Origin of the sequence: Vibrio sp. ED004 (genome assembly GCF_023206395.1) — a bacterium.
Classification (GTDB): Bacteria; Pseudomonadota; Gammaproteobacteria; order Enterobacterales; family Vibrionaceae; genus Vibrio.
The window spans coordinates 2,177,418-2,195,000 of sequence record NZ_CP066149.1; the positions used below are offsets into that span (position 1 = coordinate 2,177,418).

At 44.2% G+C, this 17,583-nt stretch carries 10 protein-coding genes; 9 read left to right on the forward strand and 1 reads right to left on the reverse strand.

The features are described from left to right. Positions 1 to 2 precede the first annotated feature (2 nt). From ITG10_RS09930 to tldD, 9 genes are all read left to right on the forward strand, one after another. Positions 3 to 4,718: a DUF6701 domain-containing protein gene (locus ITG10_RS09930; RefSeq protein WP_248386375.1), complete on the forward strand. Its 4,716-nt coding sequence runs from the start codon at positions 3 to 5 to the stop codon at positions 4,716 to 4,718. A gap of 150 nt (positions 4,719 to 4,868) precedes the next feature. Beyond that, a complete protein-coding gene (locus tag ITG10_RS09935) occupies positions 4,869 to 5,912 on the forward strand; it encodes a rod shape-determining protein (protein ID WP_017062957.1) in 1,044 nt (347 codons plus the stop codon). A 94-nt stretch (positions 5,913 to 6,006) separates the two neighbouring features. Beyond that, on the forward strand, positions 6,007 to 6,894 hold the full coding sequence (mreC, locus tag ITG10_RS09940) for a rod shape-determining protein MreC (protein ID WP_017630737.1): 888 nt from the start codon (positions 6,007 to 6,009) through the stop codon (positions 6,892 to 6,894). Then, entirely contained in the window at positions 6,884 to 7,372 is a 489-nt protein-coding gene (gene mreD, locus ITG10_RS09945) for a rod shape-determining protein MreD (protein WP_010434372.1), read from the forward strand. The genes mreC and mreD overlap by 11 nt, the downstream gene beginning before the upstream one ends. Positions 7,373 to 7,379: 7 nt before the next feature. Further along, complete coding sequence (locus ITG10_RS09950; protein ID WP_248386376.1) at positions 7,380 to 8,024, forward strand: Maf family protein; 645 nt, start codon at positions 7,380 to 7,382, stop codon at positions 8,022 to 8,024. Between the two features lie 20 nt (positions 8,025 to 8,044). Then, positions 8,045 to 9,514, forward strand: coding sequence for a ribonuclease G (rng, locus tag ITG10_RS09955; RefSeq protein WP_017061363.1), 1,470 nt, complete (start codon positions 8,045 to 8,047; stop codon positions 9,512 to 9,514). Positions 9,515 to 9,524: 10 nt separating this feature from the next. Continuing rightward, the gene (locus ITG10_RS09960) at positions 9,525 to 13,397 is read left to right on the forward strand and encodes a YhdP family protein (RefSeq protein WP_017630736.1); all 3,873 of its coding nucleotides are present in this window, start codon (positions 9,525 to 9,527) and stop codon (positions 13,395 to 13,397) included. Between the two features lie 74 nt (positions 13,398 to 13,471). Beyond that, positions 13,472 to 14,284 (forward strand): carbon-nitrogen hydrolase family protein, encoded by an 813-nt coding sequence (locus ITG10_RS09965; RefSeq protein ID WP_017630735.1) that lies wholly within the window; start codon positions 13,472 to 13,474, stop codon positions 14,282 to 14,284. Between the two features lie 19 nt (positions 14,285 to 14,303). Further along, positions 14,304 to 15,749 (forward strand): metalloprotease TldD, encoded by a 1,446-nt coding sequence (tldD, locus tag ITG10_RS09970; RefSeq protein ID WP_017630734.1) that lies wholly within the window; start codon positions 14,304 to 14,306, stop codon positions 15,747 to 15,749. Positions 15,750 to 15,857: 108 nt separating this feature from the next. Here the strand turns inward: tldD and ITG10_RS09975 are convergent, their stop codons facing one another. After that, on the reverse strand, positions 15,858 to 17,237 hold the full coding sequence (locus ITG10_RS09975; RefSeq protein ID WP_017630733.1) for a PhoH family protein: 1,380 nt from the start codon (positions 17,235 to 17,237) through the stop codon (positions 15,858 to 15,860). Positions 17,238 to 17,583 lie beyond the last annotated feature (346 nt).

The window sequence follows — 17,583 nt, forward strand, 5'->3', positions numbered from 1 at the left end:
TTATGAAGCTACTATTATTAAGTTTGATGTTAGCATTTTTAGTCCCTACCTCGTTTGCAGCGACGGTTTATGACATATCCGATCCAAATACGAATATTTGTAGCAACGGTCAACTTAATGGAATCACCTATACGTGCCCTCAAGATATTATTTTGGGAAATCAAGATACAGTTGTTTTTAGTAGAACGGGGCTTATCCCACCAAATAGCCGACCGTTACTGAAATTAACTTCAGGCAGTATAAAATTTGAAAATAACAACCAATCAGGGACTGCAACGACACCAATAGATATTGAATCTCACTCTGATGCTATTTTTAAGGGATCTACTGTATATGGCAATATTGAAAGTTCAGGTGGGCAGGTTAAATCTGAGTCAGGTACTAACGTATTCTATGGCGATGTTAAAGCTCTAAGTGATGTCGTCCTTAAGAAAACTAAAGTTTATGGTGATGTTACGAGTACCGGTGGCCAAATTAAATTTGAAACTAATCCGAATGAAGTTTTTGGAGATATTCACGCGCTAAGCGATGTTGTTTTAAAGAATACACAAGTATGTGGTGTTGTAACATCAACTGGTGGAGAGTTTAAAGCTGAAACACAAAATAGCATTTATGCGCAAACAAAAGCGATTGATGCTCATGGAAAGGCAACGATAAAAAATTCATCTGTATGTGGTGAAATAAAGGCATCATCAACTGATTTTAATAATGAAAATCTTTATTGTGGTGTTGATGATCCCAATTGTAACTATGCTTCGTCGAATTGCCCTGCAAACATATCTGAATTATGTACATATACTCCTCCAGAACCGCCAATCAACCAAAATCCACAATTTGAATTTGGTACTCTGACGGATAACAATTGTACGATCTCATCTCCAGGACCTGATAACAAACAAGTCGTGACTTGTACGTTGAATTTTAATAATACCTATGACATAGCGAAACCTAAACCGCTCGTGTTTGTTATGCCAACAATTGACGCAAGCTTATCCGTTAGAAGTAATGGGACTACAGAACTTCCTTCTACAGCATCTGTAATCAATACAACTTGGCAATCCGCGACAATAGTCCAAGAAATAGCTCCTAATGCTAAGAAAAAGACAAACAACATTGCTTATCTAAATGCCCCTATGAGTGGACAGGGGGACCCTTTAAAAAATAGTAATTATATTGATTATTTTGTTATCGAAGAAGGTGTCATCTCTTTAAATAATGGTGAAAGTCAAATTGTTGCCGGTCTTGTAAATACAAATACCGCCGCGTCTCAAATCTCCGGAGAAAGAAACAACGCAGATATTATTCGCTATGAGGATTATGGTTTAGACTCTTTTAATTCTAAGCCTGGCGTTTTAGTTCAACCTCAAACAAAAAACAACACATCGGCGTGGTTTACCGGTATGGCTCGCGGTGTAGGGGTTGATCGTTTTTCCTTGGCATTAGAGAAATCTGAAGTCATCAAAAATAACTCAATACCATTTAAAGAGAATGTAGCTTTTGTGGCTGGTGAAGGTTCAGGGTTTATTCAAGGTGCCCGTTTTTTCCTTGGCAATGGTGAAACAAGGGTGACTACTACGCTAAATGAAAAGGTTATTTCTCCCATAGAAATTGGTTGTGAAGAATTTACTTCAATAGCAGATGCTGGCTTTGATGCTCCTCCTATATTAGTTGCAAATAAAAACTCTCGCAGTGGTAATAATGGTGGTTGGATTCGCCGTTGTGATATCACAAAAGATAAAGTTTATTTTATCGTTGAAGAGGATATGGATAAGGACAGTGAAAGATCTCACATTGCTGAGGATGTAGGCTTCTTTATGTTTGACCGACCGAATGAAATAGGCATCTGTGAAGGGTTTAATGATAAAAGCCCAGCCCAAACTTGGAAAGGCTCTAACGGGAGTCTAGAAATAAATGGTTCTCCCAAAATAGTAGGTGCGCTTAGAGATAACGGGCAACGTTATGTTGGCTTTTTAGATTCCAATACCAATGATGGAACCGGTGTCGCTTGTGAGGGGCAGCAGTGTTATGGCTTGGATGATCTACTCATTGATAAAGAAGCATTGGAAGACGTACCGGACAATCTTGGCAATTCACTGGACATACCCTACACACATAACGTTACTACCTTACCTATCACCGTTGGTGGGGTAAAAATCTACGAGTATGACAGTATTTCGATTGGTACTGGTGGTGTGGTCGAAATTGAAGCTGGTAAATACAAAATTGGTAAGTTAGATATTAACGGCAACGGTCAATTACGAGTAAAGAGCGGAGATACAGTCACAATCTTTACTAAAAATCTATCCGTTAATAATGGTAGTTATGCGGGTATACCAATTGTTAGTTGGACTGGTGAAAAGCCTGTACTTGCAAGCGATACACATTTTAGAGTTAACGTATTAGAAAATGGTACTAAACAAGTAAGCTTAAATAGCAGCGGTACCAGCAATCAGACGACTTTTACTGGTCTGTTGTACAGTGAACAAAAAGTGGATATGAGTGGTACCGCTAGGCTGTATGGTGCCGTATCTGCACAAGATATAAATATGTCATCAAGTGCTCTTATTCATGCAGAAACAAGCTGTATTGTGCCTGTTGATGATTACGAGATAGAGATATCTCCTGCGACAGACTTAGCCTTAATGTGTGGCGACGACTCCCCTCAATTTACCATTAATACCTCTAATAACGGTGCGGCGGAAAGTCTAGGTGTTACCGTCGATATTACGCCAGATGCTAATGAATTCGATGTTTCTGTACTGCAAGGTTCAGGTGCTTACCCTAATTATGTTTCAAATGACGATGGTGAATTAACTTTAAAAATTGTCGCTAAAGATACTGCCAATATTGATTTTGATACAGGTTATAAGCTAATGGCGACATTAGTGGATGATTCTGGTAAAGAAGTTGAAAGTCAATTTAAGTTCGTACCATTTAAATTCTCTTTAGTGGATGGTAATACTCCAACAAGTCGCCTTGACGTTATTGCGGGGCAGGCTACACCGACAGTAACCAAAGTTTTAGCGTGTGATTCTGGTGATTCAATCATAGTTGCTGAAAACTATGTAGGTGAAGCTGGAGATGAAGTTACCATTGCTCACGAGCTTGATAGCTCTTGGAGTGGATCCGATGGCTCTTTGATTTATTTACCTGAGTTCGAAGAAGGTAGCGCCTCAACTGATTTAATGATCTCTGAATCAGGGCTTTTCAACGTTACTTTAAAAGATAGTAGTTTTGATTGTACTGGTTTCGCTGGTTGCCCCGAAGATGGGAGTTACGATGTAGAGGGAAGTTTCTCTGTTTACTCTCGCCCTTGGAAATTTGTGATTTGCACCAACAAGAGCTCAGATGGAAACAGCAAAGAGAAAGACTCAGACAGCTTCGCTGCTGCCGGAGAGTCATTTGATGTGTATGCTCGTCCAATCAAATATACCAACTCATCTTCTGTTTGTACTGATGATAGTTTGTTGACGAATAATTACTTTGACTCGACAGCAAGCGTGAAAGTTACAACAACTTTAGATACCCCTTCAATTACGGATTATCCTGATGCTCAGCTAGGAGATTTAACTCCTGAGGATCGATTAACCCAACAGATTTCACCGAATGACCAGGCTAATAAAGGCTATAAATTCGAAGGTTTAAGATATTCAGAGGTGGGTAGTTTTAACTTTATTGCAACTGAAACCGGAAGCTTCTATAGCTCAATATTAGGTGGTTTAACTGGTAGTAAATCTATTGGCCGTTTTTACCCTAAATATTTTGTGCAAGGTACTCCTGAATGGAATGTAGCTAATCAAAATGATATCGCATACCTAGACCAACCTTATGATTCTGCAGTTCATCAAGTATACCCAATGGCTTCTGGTGAAAGTGATACGGATAATGTTCTCAATAACTATCGATTCTTCAACTCAGACCTGCAAGCAAAGTTTATTGTTTTAGATGATAGCAATACTGATAACGGCTTCTTGTTAGATACTGAGGCAGGCACTTGGTCTAATGATCGTAAGCATTGGTTGTTGAATGATAGTGCCGCTGTTCTTCAGCGAGTTACGGATTCTGATGATGTTAGCCGCAGAGATACACCGTTTAATACGCCAGATGCTAACTCGACGATTACAAATTTTGGTTTAACGATAACTGGAACGGACCCTGTTTCATTTACTGATTCAGATCCTGTGACTGATTCGGCAGCTTTCCCTATTCAACCTCCAGCTCGTTATGGTCGAATGGCGCTTGACGACATTGGTGGCAATTCCGGTACTACCTTAACTATCCCACTTCGAGCTGAGTTTTGGGATGGCAGCGAGTTCATTGTTAACGAGGATGATGACCGCAGTACCTTCAATGGCTCAAATATTTGCAAACAAGTCATTTGGACCAGCAATACAGTGAACACTACATTAGCTTCACTTAATGGTAGTGGGGATGTTAATGATGGCGAGGAAGCGGTAACAGCAAGTCAAAATACGCCAGCAGGAACAGACGTGCCACGTGAGCAAGTCCGTCTGTGGTTAAGAATGGATGATTCTGAGCCTGATAGTGATGGCGGAAATAACATCTCATGTAGTGGCAGTGATCAAGATCAACCATGGTTGCGCTACAACTGGCGTCAATTAGGCGATGAAGATCCCTCCACCGTCGTCACATTTGGCATCTACCGCGGTAACGATCGAGTGATCTACCGAGGAGAAAGTGGCTTAACAGGTCAGTAATAATATAATTTTTGCCCCTTAAGTTAGGAATCTGTAAGAAATTGCGGGTTTCAGTCCATGTTTATACTTCAATGCCTTGCCGAGACAGCAAGGCATTGGTACATTTAGTGCAATTTTTGTCTTCTAATTCTTGCAGGATGAGCGAAGAATATGTTTAAAAAACTTCGTGGCATGTTTTCAAACGACCTATCGATTGATTTAGGTACAGCCAATACCCTTATTTATGTAAAAGGCCAAGGCATTGTTCTTGATGAGCCTTCAGTTGTAGCTATTCGCCAAGATCGTGCGGGTTCTGCAAAGAGTGTCGCTGCTGTTGGTCACGCTGCTAAGCAAATGCTTGGTCGTACGCCTGGTAACATCTCAGCGATCCGTCCAATGAAAGACGGTGTCATTGCCGACTTTTACGTAACGGAAAAAATGCTTCAGCACTTCATCAAACAAGTGCATGACAACAGTGTGCTTAAACCAAGCCCTCGCGTTTTGGTTTGTGTACCTTGTGGTTCAACGCAAGTTGAGCGTCGTGCTATCCGTGAATCTGCGCTAGGTGCTGGTGCTCGTGAGGTTTACCTAATCGATGAGCCTATGGCTGCAGCGATTGGTGCAGGTCTACGTGTATCTGAACCAACAGGTTCAATGGTTGTTGATATCGGTGGTGGTACTACTGAAGTTGCGGTTATCTCACTGAATGGTGTGGTTTACTCGTCTTCTGTTCGCATCGGTGGTGACCGTTTTGATGAAGCGATCATCAACTATGTGCGTCGTAACTACGGCAGCTTGATCGGTGAAGCGACAGCAGAGAAGATCAAACACGAAATCGGTTCAGCTTACCCTGGCGATGAAGTAGAAGAGATCGAAGTGCGTGGTCGTAACCTTGCTGAAGGTGTGCCTCGTAGCTTTAGCCTAAACTCAAACGAAATCCTTGAAGCACTTCAAGAGCCTCTATCTGGCATCGTATCTGCAGTGATGGTTGCACTTGAACAGTGTCCACCAGAGCTAGCTTCCGATATCTCAGAAAACGGTATGGTACTAACAGGTGGTGGTGCACTGCTTAAAGACCTTGATCGTCTGCTAACAGAAGAAACAGGTATCCCTGTTGTTGTTGCAGAAGAGCCATTAACGTGTGTTGCTCTAGGTGGCGGCAAAGCCCTAGAGATGATCGACATGCACGGTGGCGATCTGTTCAGCGAAGAATAATATCTAGTGTTAGGCTCTTTTCTTATCTAGTTTTATGTAAAGAGCCTAGGACCTTGTCTATAGGATCAAATGTAGCTCTAGGACCAAATATAGAATGAAGCCAATTTTTGGTAGAGGTCCCTCTCTACAATTGCGCCTGTTTTTTGCTGTAATTTTATCAGCCAGCCTTATGCTGGCTGATAGTCGTTTAGATGCTTTCTCAAATGTCCGCTATCTATTGAACAGCATGGTTGCACCTATTCAATATGCAGCTAACTTACCTCGCACTATGTTCGACGGTGTTTACGACCGCTTTAGCACTCGTAAAGGGCTGATCGAATCCAACCATAATATTAAACGTGAAGTCTTGCGACTGAAGAGCGAGTTGATTCTGCTTGAACAATACCAAGAAGAAAACAAACGCCTTCGTAAGCTATTGGGCTCTCCGTTTATCCGTGACGAAAAGAAAGTCGTTACTGAGGTTATGGCTGTTGATACTTCTCCATACCGTCATCAAGTGGTTATCGATAAAGGCTTGATTGATGGGGTGTATGAAGGGCAACCGGTGATCAACGAGAAAGGTATTGTTGGTCAAGTCACCTTTGTTGCAGCTCATAATAGCCGCGTCTTGCTGCTGACTGATGCAAACAATGCGATTCCTGTTCAAGTTATTCGTAATGACATCCGTGTGATTGCATCTGGCAATGGCATGATTGATGAAATTCAACTAGAGCACATTCCAACCAGCACTGATATTCAAGAAGAAGATCTGTTGGTGACTTCAGGGTTAGGCGGGGTATATCCAGAGGGATACCCAGTCGCTTATGTGTCTGCGGTTGAATCGGATCCTAAACGTGAGTTCGCGGTTATTAAAGCAGAGCCTGTGGTTGAGTTTGATAAGCTCAGATACCTGTTGCTTGTATGGCCAGACGAAAACAAACAAAAACAAGCGGATCAATCCAGCATAGAACAAGCAATGTTAGAGGGCGAAAATGGCCAATAGCGTTTTAAGAAGCAAGGTCGTAATTGGCTGCTCATTTTTGATCGCGCTTATTCTGCAGACGATCCCTTGGCCTGGTAGTTTAGACCTATTCAGACCTTCTTGGTTACTACTGGTTACTTGTTATTGGGTTCTAGCATTGCCTCACCGTGTTAACGTAGGTAGTGCTCTGATTCTGGGCTTACTTTGGGACCTGTTGATCGGCTCGACGTTAGGTATTCGAGGCATGATGATGGCAATAGTGATGTACATTATTGCGCTGAACTTCCTTGTGATCCGCAACATGGCGTTATGGCAACAAGCCATGATCATTGCTGCTTTGACTGTGTTGTTTGAGGTATTGATATTCTTTGGTGAATATTTGATCCAAGATGTCGTTTTCAATCCATTATCGCTATGGAGCGCATTGATAAACTGTATACTTTGGCCTTGGATGTTTTTATTAATGAGACGCGTGCGTCGCCATTGGCATGTGAGGTAATGTGACGATGGAAAAGAAACATTTAGTTTTGGCATCCGGTTCACCACGCCGCAAAGAATTGCTATCTCAACTTGGTTATGAGTTTTCTGTTCTCGTAACCGATGTTGAAGAGTGTAAACACGCCCAAGAAACCGCCGAAGAGTACGTTAAGCGACTATCTTTAGATAAAGCTTTAGCGGCGCTGTCTTTATTAGCGACGAATCCTTCTGAAAAGCAGCATGTCGCTTCTGGTTCTGATAGTGTAGTTGTTAGTTCTGATGCTATTTCTCTTGATTCTGAAATAGTGGTTTTGGGCTCTGACACCGTAGTAGTAAGCCAAGGGCAAGTACTCGAGAAGCCAGCTGATTTTTCTGACTCTAAGCGTATGCTTACTCAGTTAGCGAATGAACGTCATCAAGTGATGACGGCAGTCTCTGTGGTTTCAGAAGAAAAACAAAAAACAGAAATCGTTATTACCGACGTATGGTTTAAACCCCTCAGTGAAAAAGAAATAGAACAATACTGGCAAACAGGGGAGCCATGCGATAAAGCCGGTAGCTATGGGATCCAAGGTTTGGGTGGACGCTTTGTTACCCGAATCGAAGGTAGTTATTACGCCGTTGTCGGCTTACCTTTATTTGAAACGGATCAGCTACTGCAAGAATTCTTATAATTACTAATCTGAGGTGCACCATGAGTGCTGAATTGTTGCTGAACGTGACCCCGAGTGAAACTCGCGTGGCCATGATTGAAGGGGGAGCTCTTCAAGAGATCCATGTCGAACGAGATGCTCGACGCGGTATCGTAGGAAATATCTATAAAGGACGTGTAAGCCGTGTTCTTCCAGGAATGCAGGCGGCTTTTGTGGATATAGGCCTAGAGAAAGCAGCTTTTTTACATGCCTCTGATATTGTTCCGCACACTGAATGTGTGGCTGAAAACGAAAAGAAGCAGTTTCAGGTTCGCGATATTTCAGAGCTTGTTCGTCAAGGACAAGACATTGTGGTTCAAGTGGTTAAAGATCCACTTGGTACTAAAGGTGCCCGCTTAACTACAGATATAACTCTACCATCTCGTTACCTAGTCTTTATGCCGGGCGCTAGCCATGTTGGTGTTTCTCAGCGTATCGATAGCGAATCTGAACGTAACCGTCTTAAGAAAGTCGTGTCGCGTTACTGTGATGAACACGGTGGCTTCATCATCCGTACTGCAGCCGAAGGCGCTGATTCGAATGAGCTTGCACAAGATGCGGCATTCTTGAAGCGACTTTGGCTCAAAGTTCTAGAGCGTCGTGGCAAGCACAAAGCGCGCACTCGTTTATACGGTGAGCTTTGCTTAAGCCAACGTATCTTGCGTGATTTCGTGGGGACTGAGCTGAGCAAGATTCAGGTCGACTCTCGTCTAGAATATGAAAACCTTAAAGAGTTTACTTCTGAATACGTGCCTGAGTTGACTGACAAACTTGAGCTGTATGAAGGTGATAAGCCGATCTTTGACATGTACGATACCGAGAACGAAATTCAACGTTCATTGGATCGTAAAGTCGAATTAAAGTCTGGTGGGTATCTGATTATCGACCAAACTGAAGCGATGACCACGGTTGATATTAACACCGGCGCGTTTGTTGGTCGTCGTAATCTAGAAGAGACTATTTTTAATACTAACGTTGAAGCGACCCAAGCGATTGCTCGTCAGCTGCGCTTGCGTAACTTAGGCGGTATCATCATTATCGACTTCATCGATATGTTGTCTGAGGAGCATCGTAAGCGAGTACTAACTTCTTTAGAGGCTGCGCTCGACAAAGATCGCGTTAAAACCAATATTAATGGCTTCACGCAGCTTGGTTTGGTTGAGATGACGCGTAAGCGTACCCGCGAAAGTATTGAGCATATCCTGTGTTCTAGTTGTCCAGCTTGTGAAGGTCGTGGCAGCGTGAAGACAGTCGAAACCGTTTGTTATGAAATACTTCGAGAAATCACGCGTGTGAACCGTGCGTACGACGCCGATAAGTTTGTTGTCTATGCGGCAGCGGCTGTTGCCGAGGCGTTAGAGGGCGATGAATCACATGCGCTTGCTGAGCTTGAAGTGTTTATTGGTAAACAAGTTAAAATCCAGGCTGAGCCTCTGTACATACAAGAGCAGTTTGACGTTGTTATGATGTAATGGAAATTTTGTGAGCTCAAGCGTTACTCTGATTTTACGTGCATGTTTATGGTTAGTGGTTACTCTCTTAGTAACGCTAGCCATTGCCGTTACTACACTTCGTGTAGCCTTACCCAATTTAAACAAGTATCAATCTGAAATTGAGCTTTGGGTAAACCAACATTCCGGTTTTGATTTTTCAATTCAAGACGTGGGCGGTTTTTGGCGTAACACTCACCCCTCTATTGCTCTGCAAGGCGTAAAAGCCAGCCTTCCTAATGCAGAAGATGTGACCTTCTCTGTTGAGCGTGTTGAAGTCGAGTTTGACTTGATTCAATCGGTCGTTCAGATGCGTCCTGTCGTGGCCGATCTGGTCATGAATCAAATGTACCTCGATATCCGCACTATTGATCTGTTTGCTGCGCAAAACGGCACCGAGAAACCTAAAGATTCGGGTTCCTCCAAGCGTGTGATGCAAGAGCTAGATAATCTATTACTTAAGACTTTAGTGGATGTGACCGCCAAAGATTCCACGATTTTATATCGAGCTGTTTCTGATGAAGAACGTCAGTTAGATATCGAAACTCTGAAATGGCAGAACTCGGGTAAACACCACCTTGCGGAAGGTGTGGTGAGCATCAAAGACGCCAACCTTAACTCTTTGTCAGTGAGCGCTAACTTTATTGATGGCGGATCGCTGACGGATGTGACGGGCGAGTTTTATGTCAGTGCAGACAGTATCTCAGTAAAACCTTGGCTAACGCGTTATATGCAGGCGGAATCCGGCATTGAAACGGGTACAGTGAGCCTAAATAGCTGGCTAACACTGCATAATAGCAAACCTGTGAGCGCTTATGTTGAAGTTCTGCCTTCAGAATTGACGTGGAACGAAGATGGCAAGCATGACTTGATGCTTGAATCTGGCGTCTTTAAGTTGTCTCCGATTGATGATGCTTGGCAAGTAAATGGTCACTCACTTAATTTGAGAACTGACGATACGCCTTGGCCAGAACTGGATGTGGCATTTAAGTGGAACAAAGGGCCTTGGGAGCTGAATGTCTCTGAACTCAATATTGAGACAATTACGCCGCTGATTAAGCTTCTGCCGGATTCAGAGCAATCCACCAAAATGATTAACGTATTGGCTCCGGGCGGTTCTGTTTCTGATATTCGCGTATCCATGGGTTCAGGCATCGAGAGTCTACGTTACTCAGCGAGCTTCTCTGATCTTGCTATCGAGCAATGGGAACTCGTCCCTGGCTTTAGCCAAGTGTCCGGTAGCGTGTTTGGCTCTGCATCAGAAGCGAAAGCTAGCCTACATGTTATCGACGATGTATTCCCTTATGGTGATGTTTTCCAAGCGCCGTTGAATATCAAACAAGGTCAGGTTGATATTGTTTGGCAGCAAGATGAAAACGGGTGGAAGCTTTGGTCTGACAAAGTCACGGCAGCCACGCCAGATCTACAAGTATTAGGTGCATTTCGCTTAGACTTTCCAAAAGATGCTAGCCCATTCTTATCGTTCTACGGTGAAGCGGACGCTTACAATGTTGGCGAAACATGGCGCTACCTACCAACGTTAGCACTTGGACAAGATCTTACAGATTACCTTTCAACTGCGATTCAAGCAGGTAAAGCGGATACCGTAAAACTGTTGTGGCATGGTGAGCTAGCTCAATATCCATACACCAATCATGATGGTATTTTCCAAGTTTGGGTAGGACTAGAAGACGCTAAATTTAGCTTCGATACCGCGTGGCCATTGATTACCGACCTTCAGCTTGATCTATTATTTGAAAATGATGCGATGCACCTGGATTCCCGTTCAGCACAACTGATGGATGTAACGGCAGACCGAATCACAGGGCGCATTCCTTACTTAGGGGAAGGCGGTCATATTGAGATTGAAGCCAAGGCTACGGCGTCTGGCAATGCGGTGCGTGATTACATGACATCTTCGCCATTGGTGGGTTCGGTCGGCGCTGCGTTAACTGCACTTCAAGTCAGTGGTGATGTCTCTTCGGAGTTCCAGCTTAATATCCCGTTTGATTCGGATAAAGAAGCAAGAGCGTGGGGCTACGCTGACCTAAACGAAAACCATGTTGAGATTGAAGCGCCACCGATGGTGCTAGAAAACACCACGGGTCGTATCGAATTTGATAATGATGTGGTTACGGCAAATGGCCTTGCTGCGGATTTGCTGAAGCAAGGTATTTCGATTGATTTTAAAGGCCTGAATGATGGCCCCGGCTATGCGGTTGATATCGATGTGTTGGGCGATTGGGATGTTAAGCCTCTCGAACCTTACATTGGTGAACAATGGCTAAGCCGTCTGTCTGGTCATGCACAATGGCAAAGTCAGATTGATATCCAACTCAATGACATCGGTTTTACATACCAACTGGATTTACAGTCTGATCTTAAGTATCTGGCGAGTGATTACCCATACCCATTGGCGAAAAAGTCATTGGAAAGTGGCTCTGCAAGGCTACAAGCGTCGGGCAACCAAGAAGCGATTACAGCGCGCCTGCAACTGCCGAATACCAAGTACCAAGCTGAAATCGATATTACAGGCGATGTGCCTGAGTTAACGGCGACTAACTTAGTATTGGGTCGTGGTGGTTATAAAATTAGCCCAGTTGTTGGCCATCATGCACTGATTCGTACTGACAAATTTAATGCCGATGATTGGTTATCGGTTGTAATGGAGCCCGTACAACCGTCAACCGCTGTGCTGAGCCAAATGAACACGCCAACCATTCCAGCGCCAAGCCGTATTACTTTTGAGAGTAAAGAGCTGATCTTAGGTGGTATTTCTTGGAACGATGTTGATTTTAGCGCTCGTAAGAACAAGCAAGCGTGGCAGATGGAAGTGTCTAGCCAAGAGTTAGAAGGCGACATTAATTATCTACCTCCTTACGATTTAACGGTTTCACTGGATCGTCTGCACTTGTTTGTTCCTGAATGGAGCGACAAAGACAAGCAAGAGCAATTACTGCAACGCAAACCGCAAGAAGCGCCATTGATCTCTGAGTTAGATAGAAAGATCCATGATGCGATGCCGAATTTGACGCTGACTCTTAACGATTTTTGGCTGCAAGGCTATAAGGTCGGTAAAGTCGATGTTGAGATGGCTAGACAGGATAACCGTATTGATTGGAAGAAGATTCAGGTTCGTAGCGGCGGCAACAAAGCTGATGTTAGTGGCTGGTGGGAACTGGACGGTGACAAGAGTCATTCCGCGCTAACGGTTGATGTTGAGGGTGAAAATAACAGTGAGCTAATGGAACGCTTCGGTATTACTTCCGGCATTCAAAAAGCGCCATTTGCATTGGAAGGCCAACTGAACTGGGATGGTTCGCCTTGGGGAATCAAAATGGATACCCTTGATGGCAACGTCAAAACCAAGTTTGGCAAAGGCATTATCTCAGATGTGAGTGGTGCAGCTCGATTGCTAGGTCTGTTTAGCTTGGATTCGATCATCCGTAAAATGCAGCTCGACTTTTCTGATGTGTTTGACAAAGGCATGGCATTTAACAGCATAACTGGTACGGGCGAGATCCAAAACGGTATCTTCCTAACCAACGACCTGAACATGGATGCGGTGGCCGGTGAAATGAAGATCAAAGGTATCGCTAACCTTAATACGCGTCAGGTCGATGCTGAGGTAAACTTCACCCCAGATATTACCTCTGGTATTCCAGTATTAACGGCGTTTGCGGTAACGCCTCAAACCGCGTTGTACGTGTTGGCGGTGACCACGGTGATTTCACCTGTTGTTGAGGTCTTTACTCAGGTTAACTACTCAGTGAAAGGACCGCTTGATTCACCAACGGTGAGCGAGCTTTCTCGTAGCTCTGGAGAGTTCCAGCTACCAGAGAAACTGAGGAAATTAGCCGAATAACCGTTAGATGCTAGTGAGTTTATATGCGGCTAAATACAGATTTCTGAATCATAATGAATGGAGAAGCGGTACACATGGATTGTGTTGGATTGATTCAAATGACTTCAGGCCCTAACCCTGAAAGCAATCTCGATTATCTCGCTCAAGAGATAGTGAAGTGCAAAGAGTTAGGGGCTAAGTGGGTAGTTTGCCCTGAAAATGCATTGGTTTTTGGCAGTAAAGCGGACTATCACCAATATGCAGAGCCTTTAAATGACGGCCCATTGCAAAAGCAATTGTCTGATCTAGCCAAGCTTCATCGTATTTGGATTATTGTTGGCAGTATGCCGATAAGGTCAACTAAAGGCGTGACTACTACCACCTTGGTGATTGATGATTTTGGTTGCTTGGTTGCTCACTACGACAAGCTACACATGTTTGATGTAGATGTCGCAGATGCCCATAAGTGCTATCGAGAGTCCGATATTTTCACACCGGGTGACCGAGTTGTGACAGCGGAAACGCCTTTTGGTCGCTTAGGTTTGAGTATTTGTTATGATGTGCGCTTTCCACACTTGTATTCCGAGTTACGTAAGCAAGGTGCGCAAATCATAGTGGTTCCGGCAGCGTTTACCGCAGTAACCGGACAGGCGCATTGGGAAGCACTATTAAGATGCCGTGCGATCGAAACACAATCGTGGATCGTTGCGGTAGGGCAAGGGGGCAAACACCCTTGCCAAAGAGAAACATGGGGACACTCTATGGTGGTTGATCCCTGGGGAAGAGTGGTCGCACAGTTAGACCAAGATCCTAAAAGTATGGTGGTTGAGATAGACACGTCCAGTTGCGAATCAATCAGGCAAAATATGCCCATCGCGCAACACTCTCGATTTACCAATCAATTTTAATTACAAACAAGAGCCATCTATGAGCATTAATCAAATTGAAGAAGCGCTACTGAACCCAACAGGGCTTACGGAGCAAAATATCGCAGATACATTGGCGAGCATTGCTACCCGCCAAATTGATTATGCTGATATCTACTTTCAGTCAAGCTGGCACGAATCTTTGGTGCTAGAAGACAGCATCATCAAAGACGGTTCTTTCAATATCGATTGCGGTGTTGGTGTTCGCGCGGTATCTGGCGAAAAGACCGGCTTTGCTTACTCTGACCAAATTCAACTGGATGGCCTTAAACAGAGCGCAATTGCGGCTCGTGGTATCGCGAAGCAAGGTCAAAACGGCAAGGTACAAGCGTTTAAACGCAACTCTAATCAAACTTACTATGATGCAGTTAACCCGCTAGCAAGCTGGGAAAAACAGCAGAAAACAGAATTACTAAAATCATTAGATGCTTACATTCGTACTAAAGAGCCTATGGTGACTGAAGTATCGGTAAGCCTAAGCGGTGTGCATGAGCAGATGCTGGTTGCTGCGACTGATGGAACTTACGCAGGCGATATTCGTCCGCTTGTTCGTCTATCAATCAGTGTACTTGCGCAGAAAGGCGATCGCCGTGAGCGTGGTAGTGCTGGTGGTGGTGGCCGTTTTGGTTACGACTTCTTCCTAAGCGATGACAAAGGTACTCAAGTTGCTTATCAGTTTGCTGATGAAGCGATTCGTCAAGCATTAGTTAACCTTGAAGCGGTTGCTGCGCCTGCTGGTGCAATGCCTGTGGTTCTTGGTTCTGGTTGGCCGGGCGTTCTACTGCACGAAGCGGTAGGTCACGGTTTAGAAGGTGACTTCAACCGTAAAGAATCTTCAGTATTCTCGGGTAAAGTTGGCGAGCAAGTTACTTCAAGCCTATGTACGATTGTTGATGACGGTACATTGACTGATCTTCGTGGCTCATTGAACGTCGATGATGAAGGTGTCAACGGTCAGTACAATACGTTAATCGAAAACGGCATCCTAAAAGGTTACATGCAAGACAAGCTGAATGCTCGTCTAATGGGTGTTGCTCCTACAGGTAACGGTCGTCGTGAGTCCTACGCGCATCTTCCAATGCCACGTATGACGAACACCTACATGCTACCGGGTGAGCACACACCTGAAGAGATCATTGCAACGGTTGATAAAGGTATCTACGCACCAAACTTCGGCGGCGGTCAGGTTGATATTACTTCTGGTAAGTTTGTATTCTCGGCTTCTGAAGCTTACATGATTGAAAACGGTAAGATCACTCACCCAGTGAAGGGTGCAACGTTGATCGGTTCTGGTATTGAAGCGATGCAGCAAGTGTCTATGGTCGGTAACGACCTAAGCATCGACCGTGGTGTAGGTGTGTGTGGTAAGGCTGGTCAAAGTGTGCCAGTCGGTGTTGGTCAGCCAACATTGAAGCTAGACTCGCTAACCGTTGGTGGTACTGAGTAACTCCGACGAATCTCTGCCAACTTACTTCAAAAGATTAAATTGAAAAGCGCCTCCAATGTGAGGCGCTTTTTGTTTTTAGATTACTGATTCAGTGAGCGTATAGAGTCACTACATGTTCTCTTCAGCAAACTCTGCCAGTCGGCTACGTACCACGCCATTGAGGTGGATATTGGCACTGCCTTCGAAGTTTTTAAAACGCTCAACCATGTAGGTTAAGCCTGAAGTTACAGGGGTTAAGTAAGAAGAGTCTATCTGCGCTAGGTTGCCTGAGCAGACAATCTTGGTCCCTTCACCACAACGGGTGATGATGGTTTTGATTTGTGATGCAGTGAGGTTCTGACACTCATCGAGAAGCACAAACGCATTCTGAATTGAACGGCCACGCATGAAGTTGATCGATTTGAACTGGATGTTGGCTTTGTCACAGATGTACTTCATTGAACCTTCAGTACAGTGGTCATTCTTGTGCAGCGCTTCGAGCGTATCGGTTACTGCGGCCAACCAAGGCAACATCTTCTCTTCTTCGGTACCCGGAAGGAAACCAATCGACTCACCAATGTCGGGCGTGTTTCGGGTTACGATGATCTTATCGAACTGTTTACGTTCAATTGTTTGTTCAAGTGCAGCGGCCATAGCTAACAGTGTCTTACCACTACCTGCCGCACCAGTGAGGATTACGAGGTCAATATCGGGGTCGAGCAGGGCATCGATCGCCATACCTTGATAGACGTTTTTGGGTGTGATGTCCCATGCTCTGCGATTCATCAGTCTTTCGCGACTGAGGTCTCTCAGTGTAATGCTTTCTGGTTCAATCTCTTCGACTCGAGCGGCAAAGTCACTCTCTTCGTCAATCACATATTGGTTGAGGAACGTAGGTTCGAATGGTTCTCTTGCTAAAGTGTGCAGCGTCTTACCACCTAAGCTTCTGCTCTCGACATTGTCGATACCATCCCAAAAGGAACCTTCCAGTTGTTGAAAGCCTTTGGTGAGGTATTGGATGTCATCGATCAGTTGGTCTGTTTGGTAATCTTCAACAAAGCGAACGCCTGCGCCTTTTGCCCGTAAGCGCATGTTGATGTCTTTGGTGATGAGAACCACTTCGCGTGGCGCGCGTTTGTTTTGAAGATAGAGGACTGCGTTGAGGATTCGGTTATCGCCAGCTTTGTCGTCGGCGAAGGCCTTGATGCTTTCTTGAAGTTCGTAATCTGCGAGTATTGAAATACTGCCAGAGGCGTTAATCTCTTTAGAAAATGGAATGCCTTCCGAGATTTGATCTGGTGTGGCTTCCCTGAATAGATCCTCGAGCGTTCGAATCGCAATTCTCGCATCTCGAGCAACGTCTCTTTTACTGTCTTTGATTCTGTCGAGTTCTTCTAGCACTGTCATGGGGATAACGACATCGTGCTCTTGGAAAGAAAATATAGCGAAGGGTTCGTGAAGTAGGATATTGGTGTCTAAAACAAATAGCTTCCGGTTGGTCTCGCCCATAGCATCTCCTTGCCGACGTGCGGCTTGCTTTGCATTCATTGAACGTAGATAAAGCTCATATAAAGATTAGTATCTGATTCTGGTGATAGTCAACTACTCACCTAAACTTCATCTAGAGGAATATCGCCATATCGTCGTCGATGAATATGGCGTATTCGTTTGAGAGCAGCAATCTGCTACCTATAGATTAACCATGATTTTTTGACAGTTTGATTGCACTGGCGAAAACAGAAAAAAAGCACGAAATCATCTCCTTTAGGCGTGACCTAAATCACAGCATCGAGTAAGATTAGCGACCTTTTTCTGCACCATTTTCTCGAGATATTTATTATCTAGAGCGCACTTA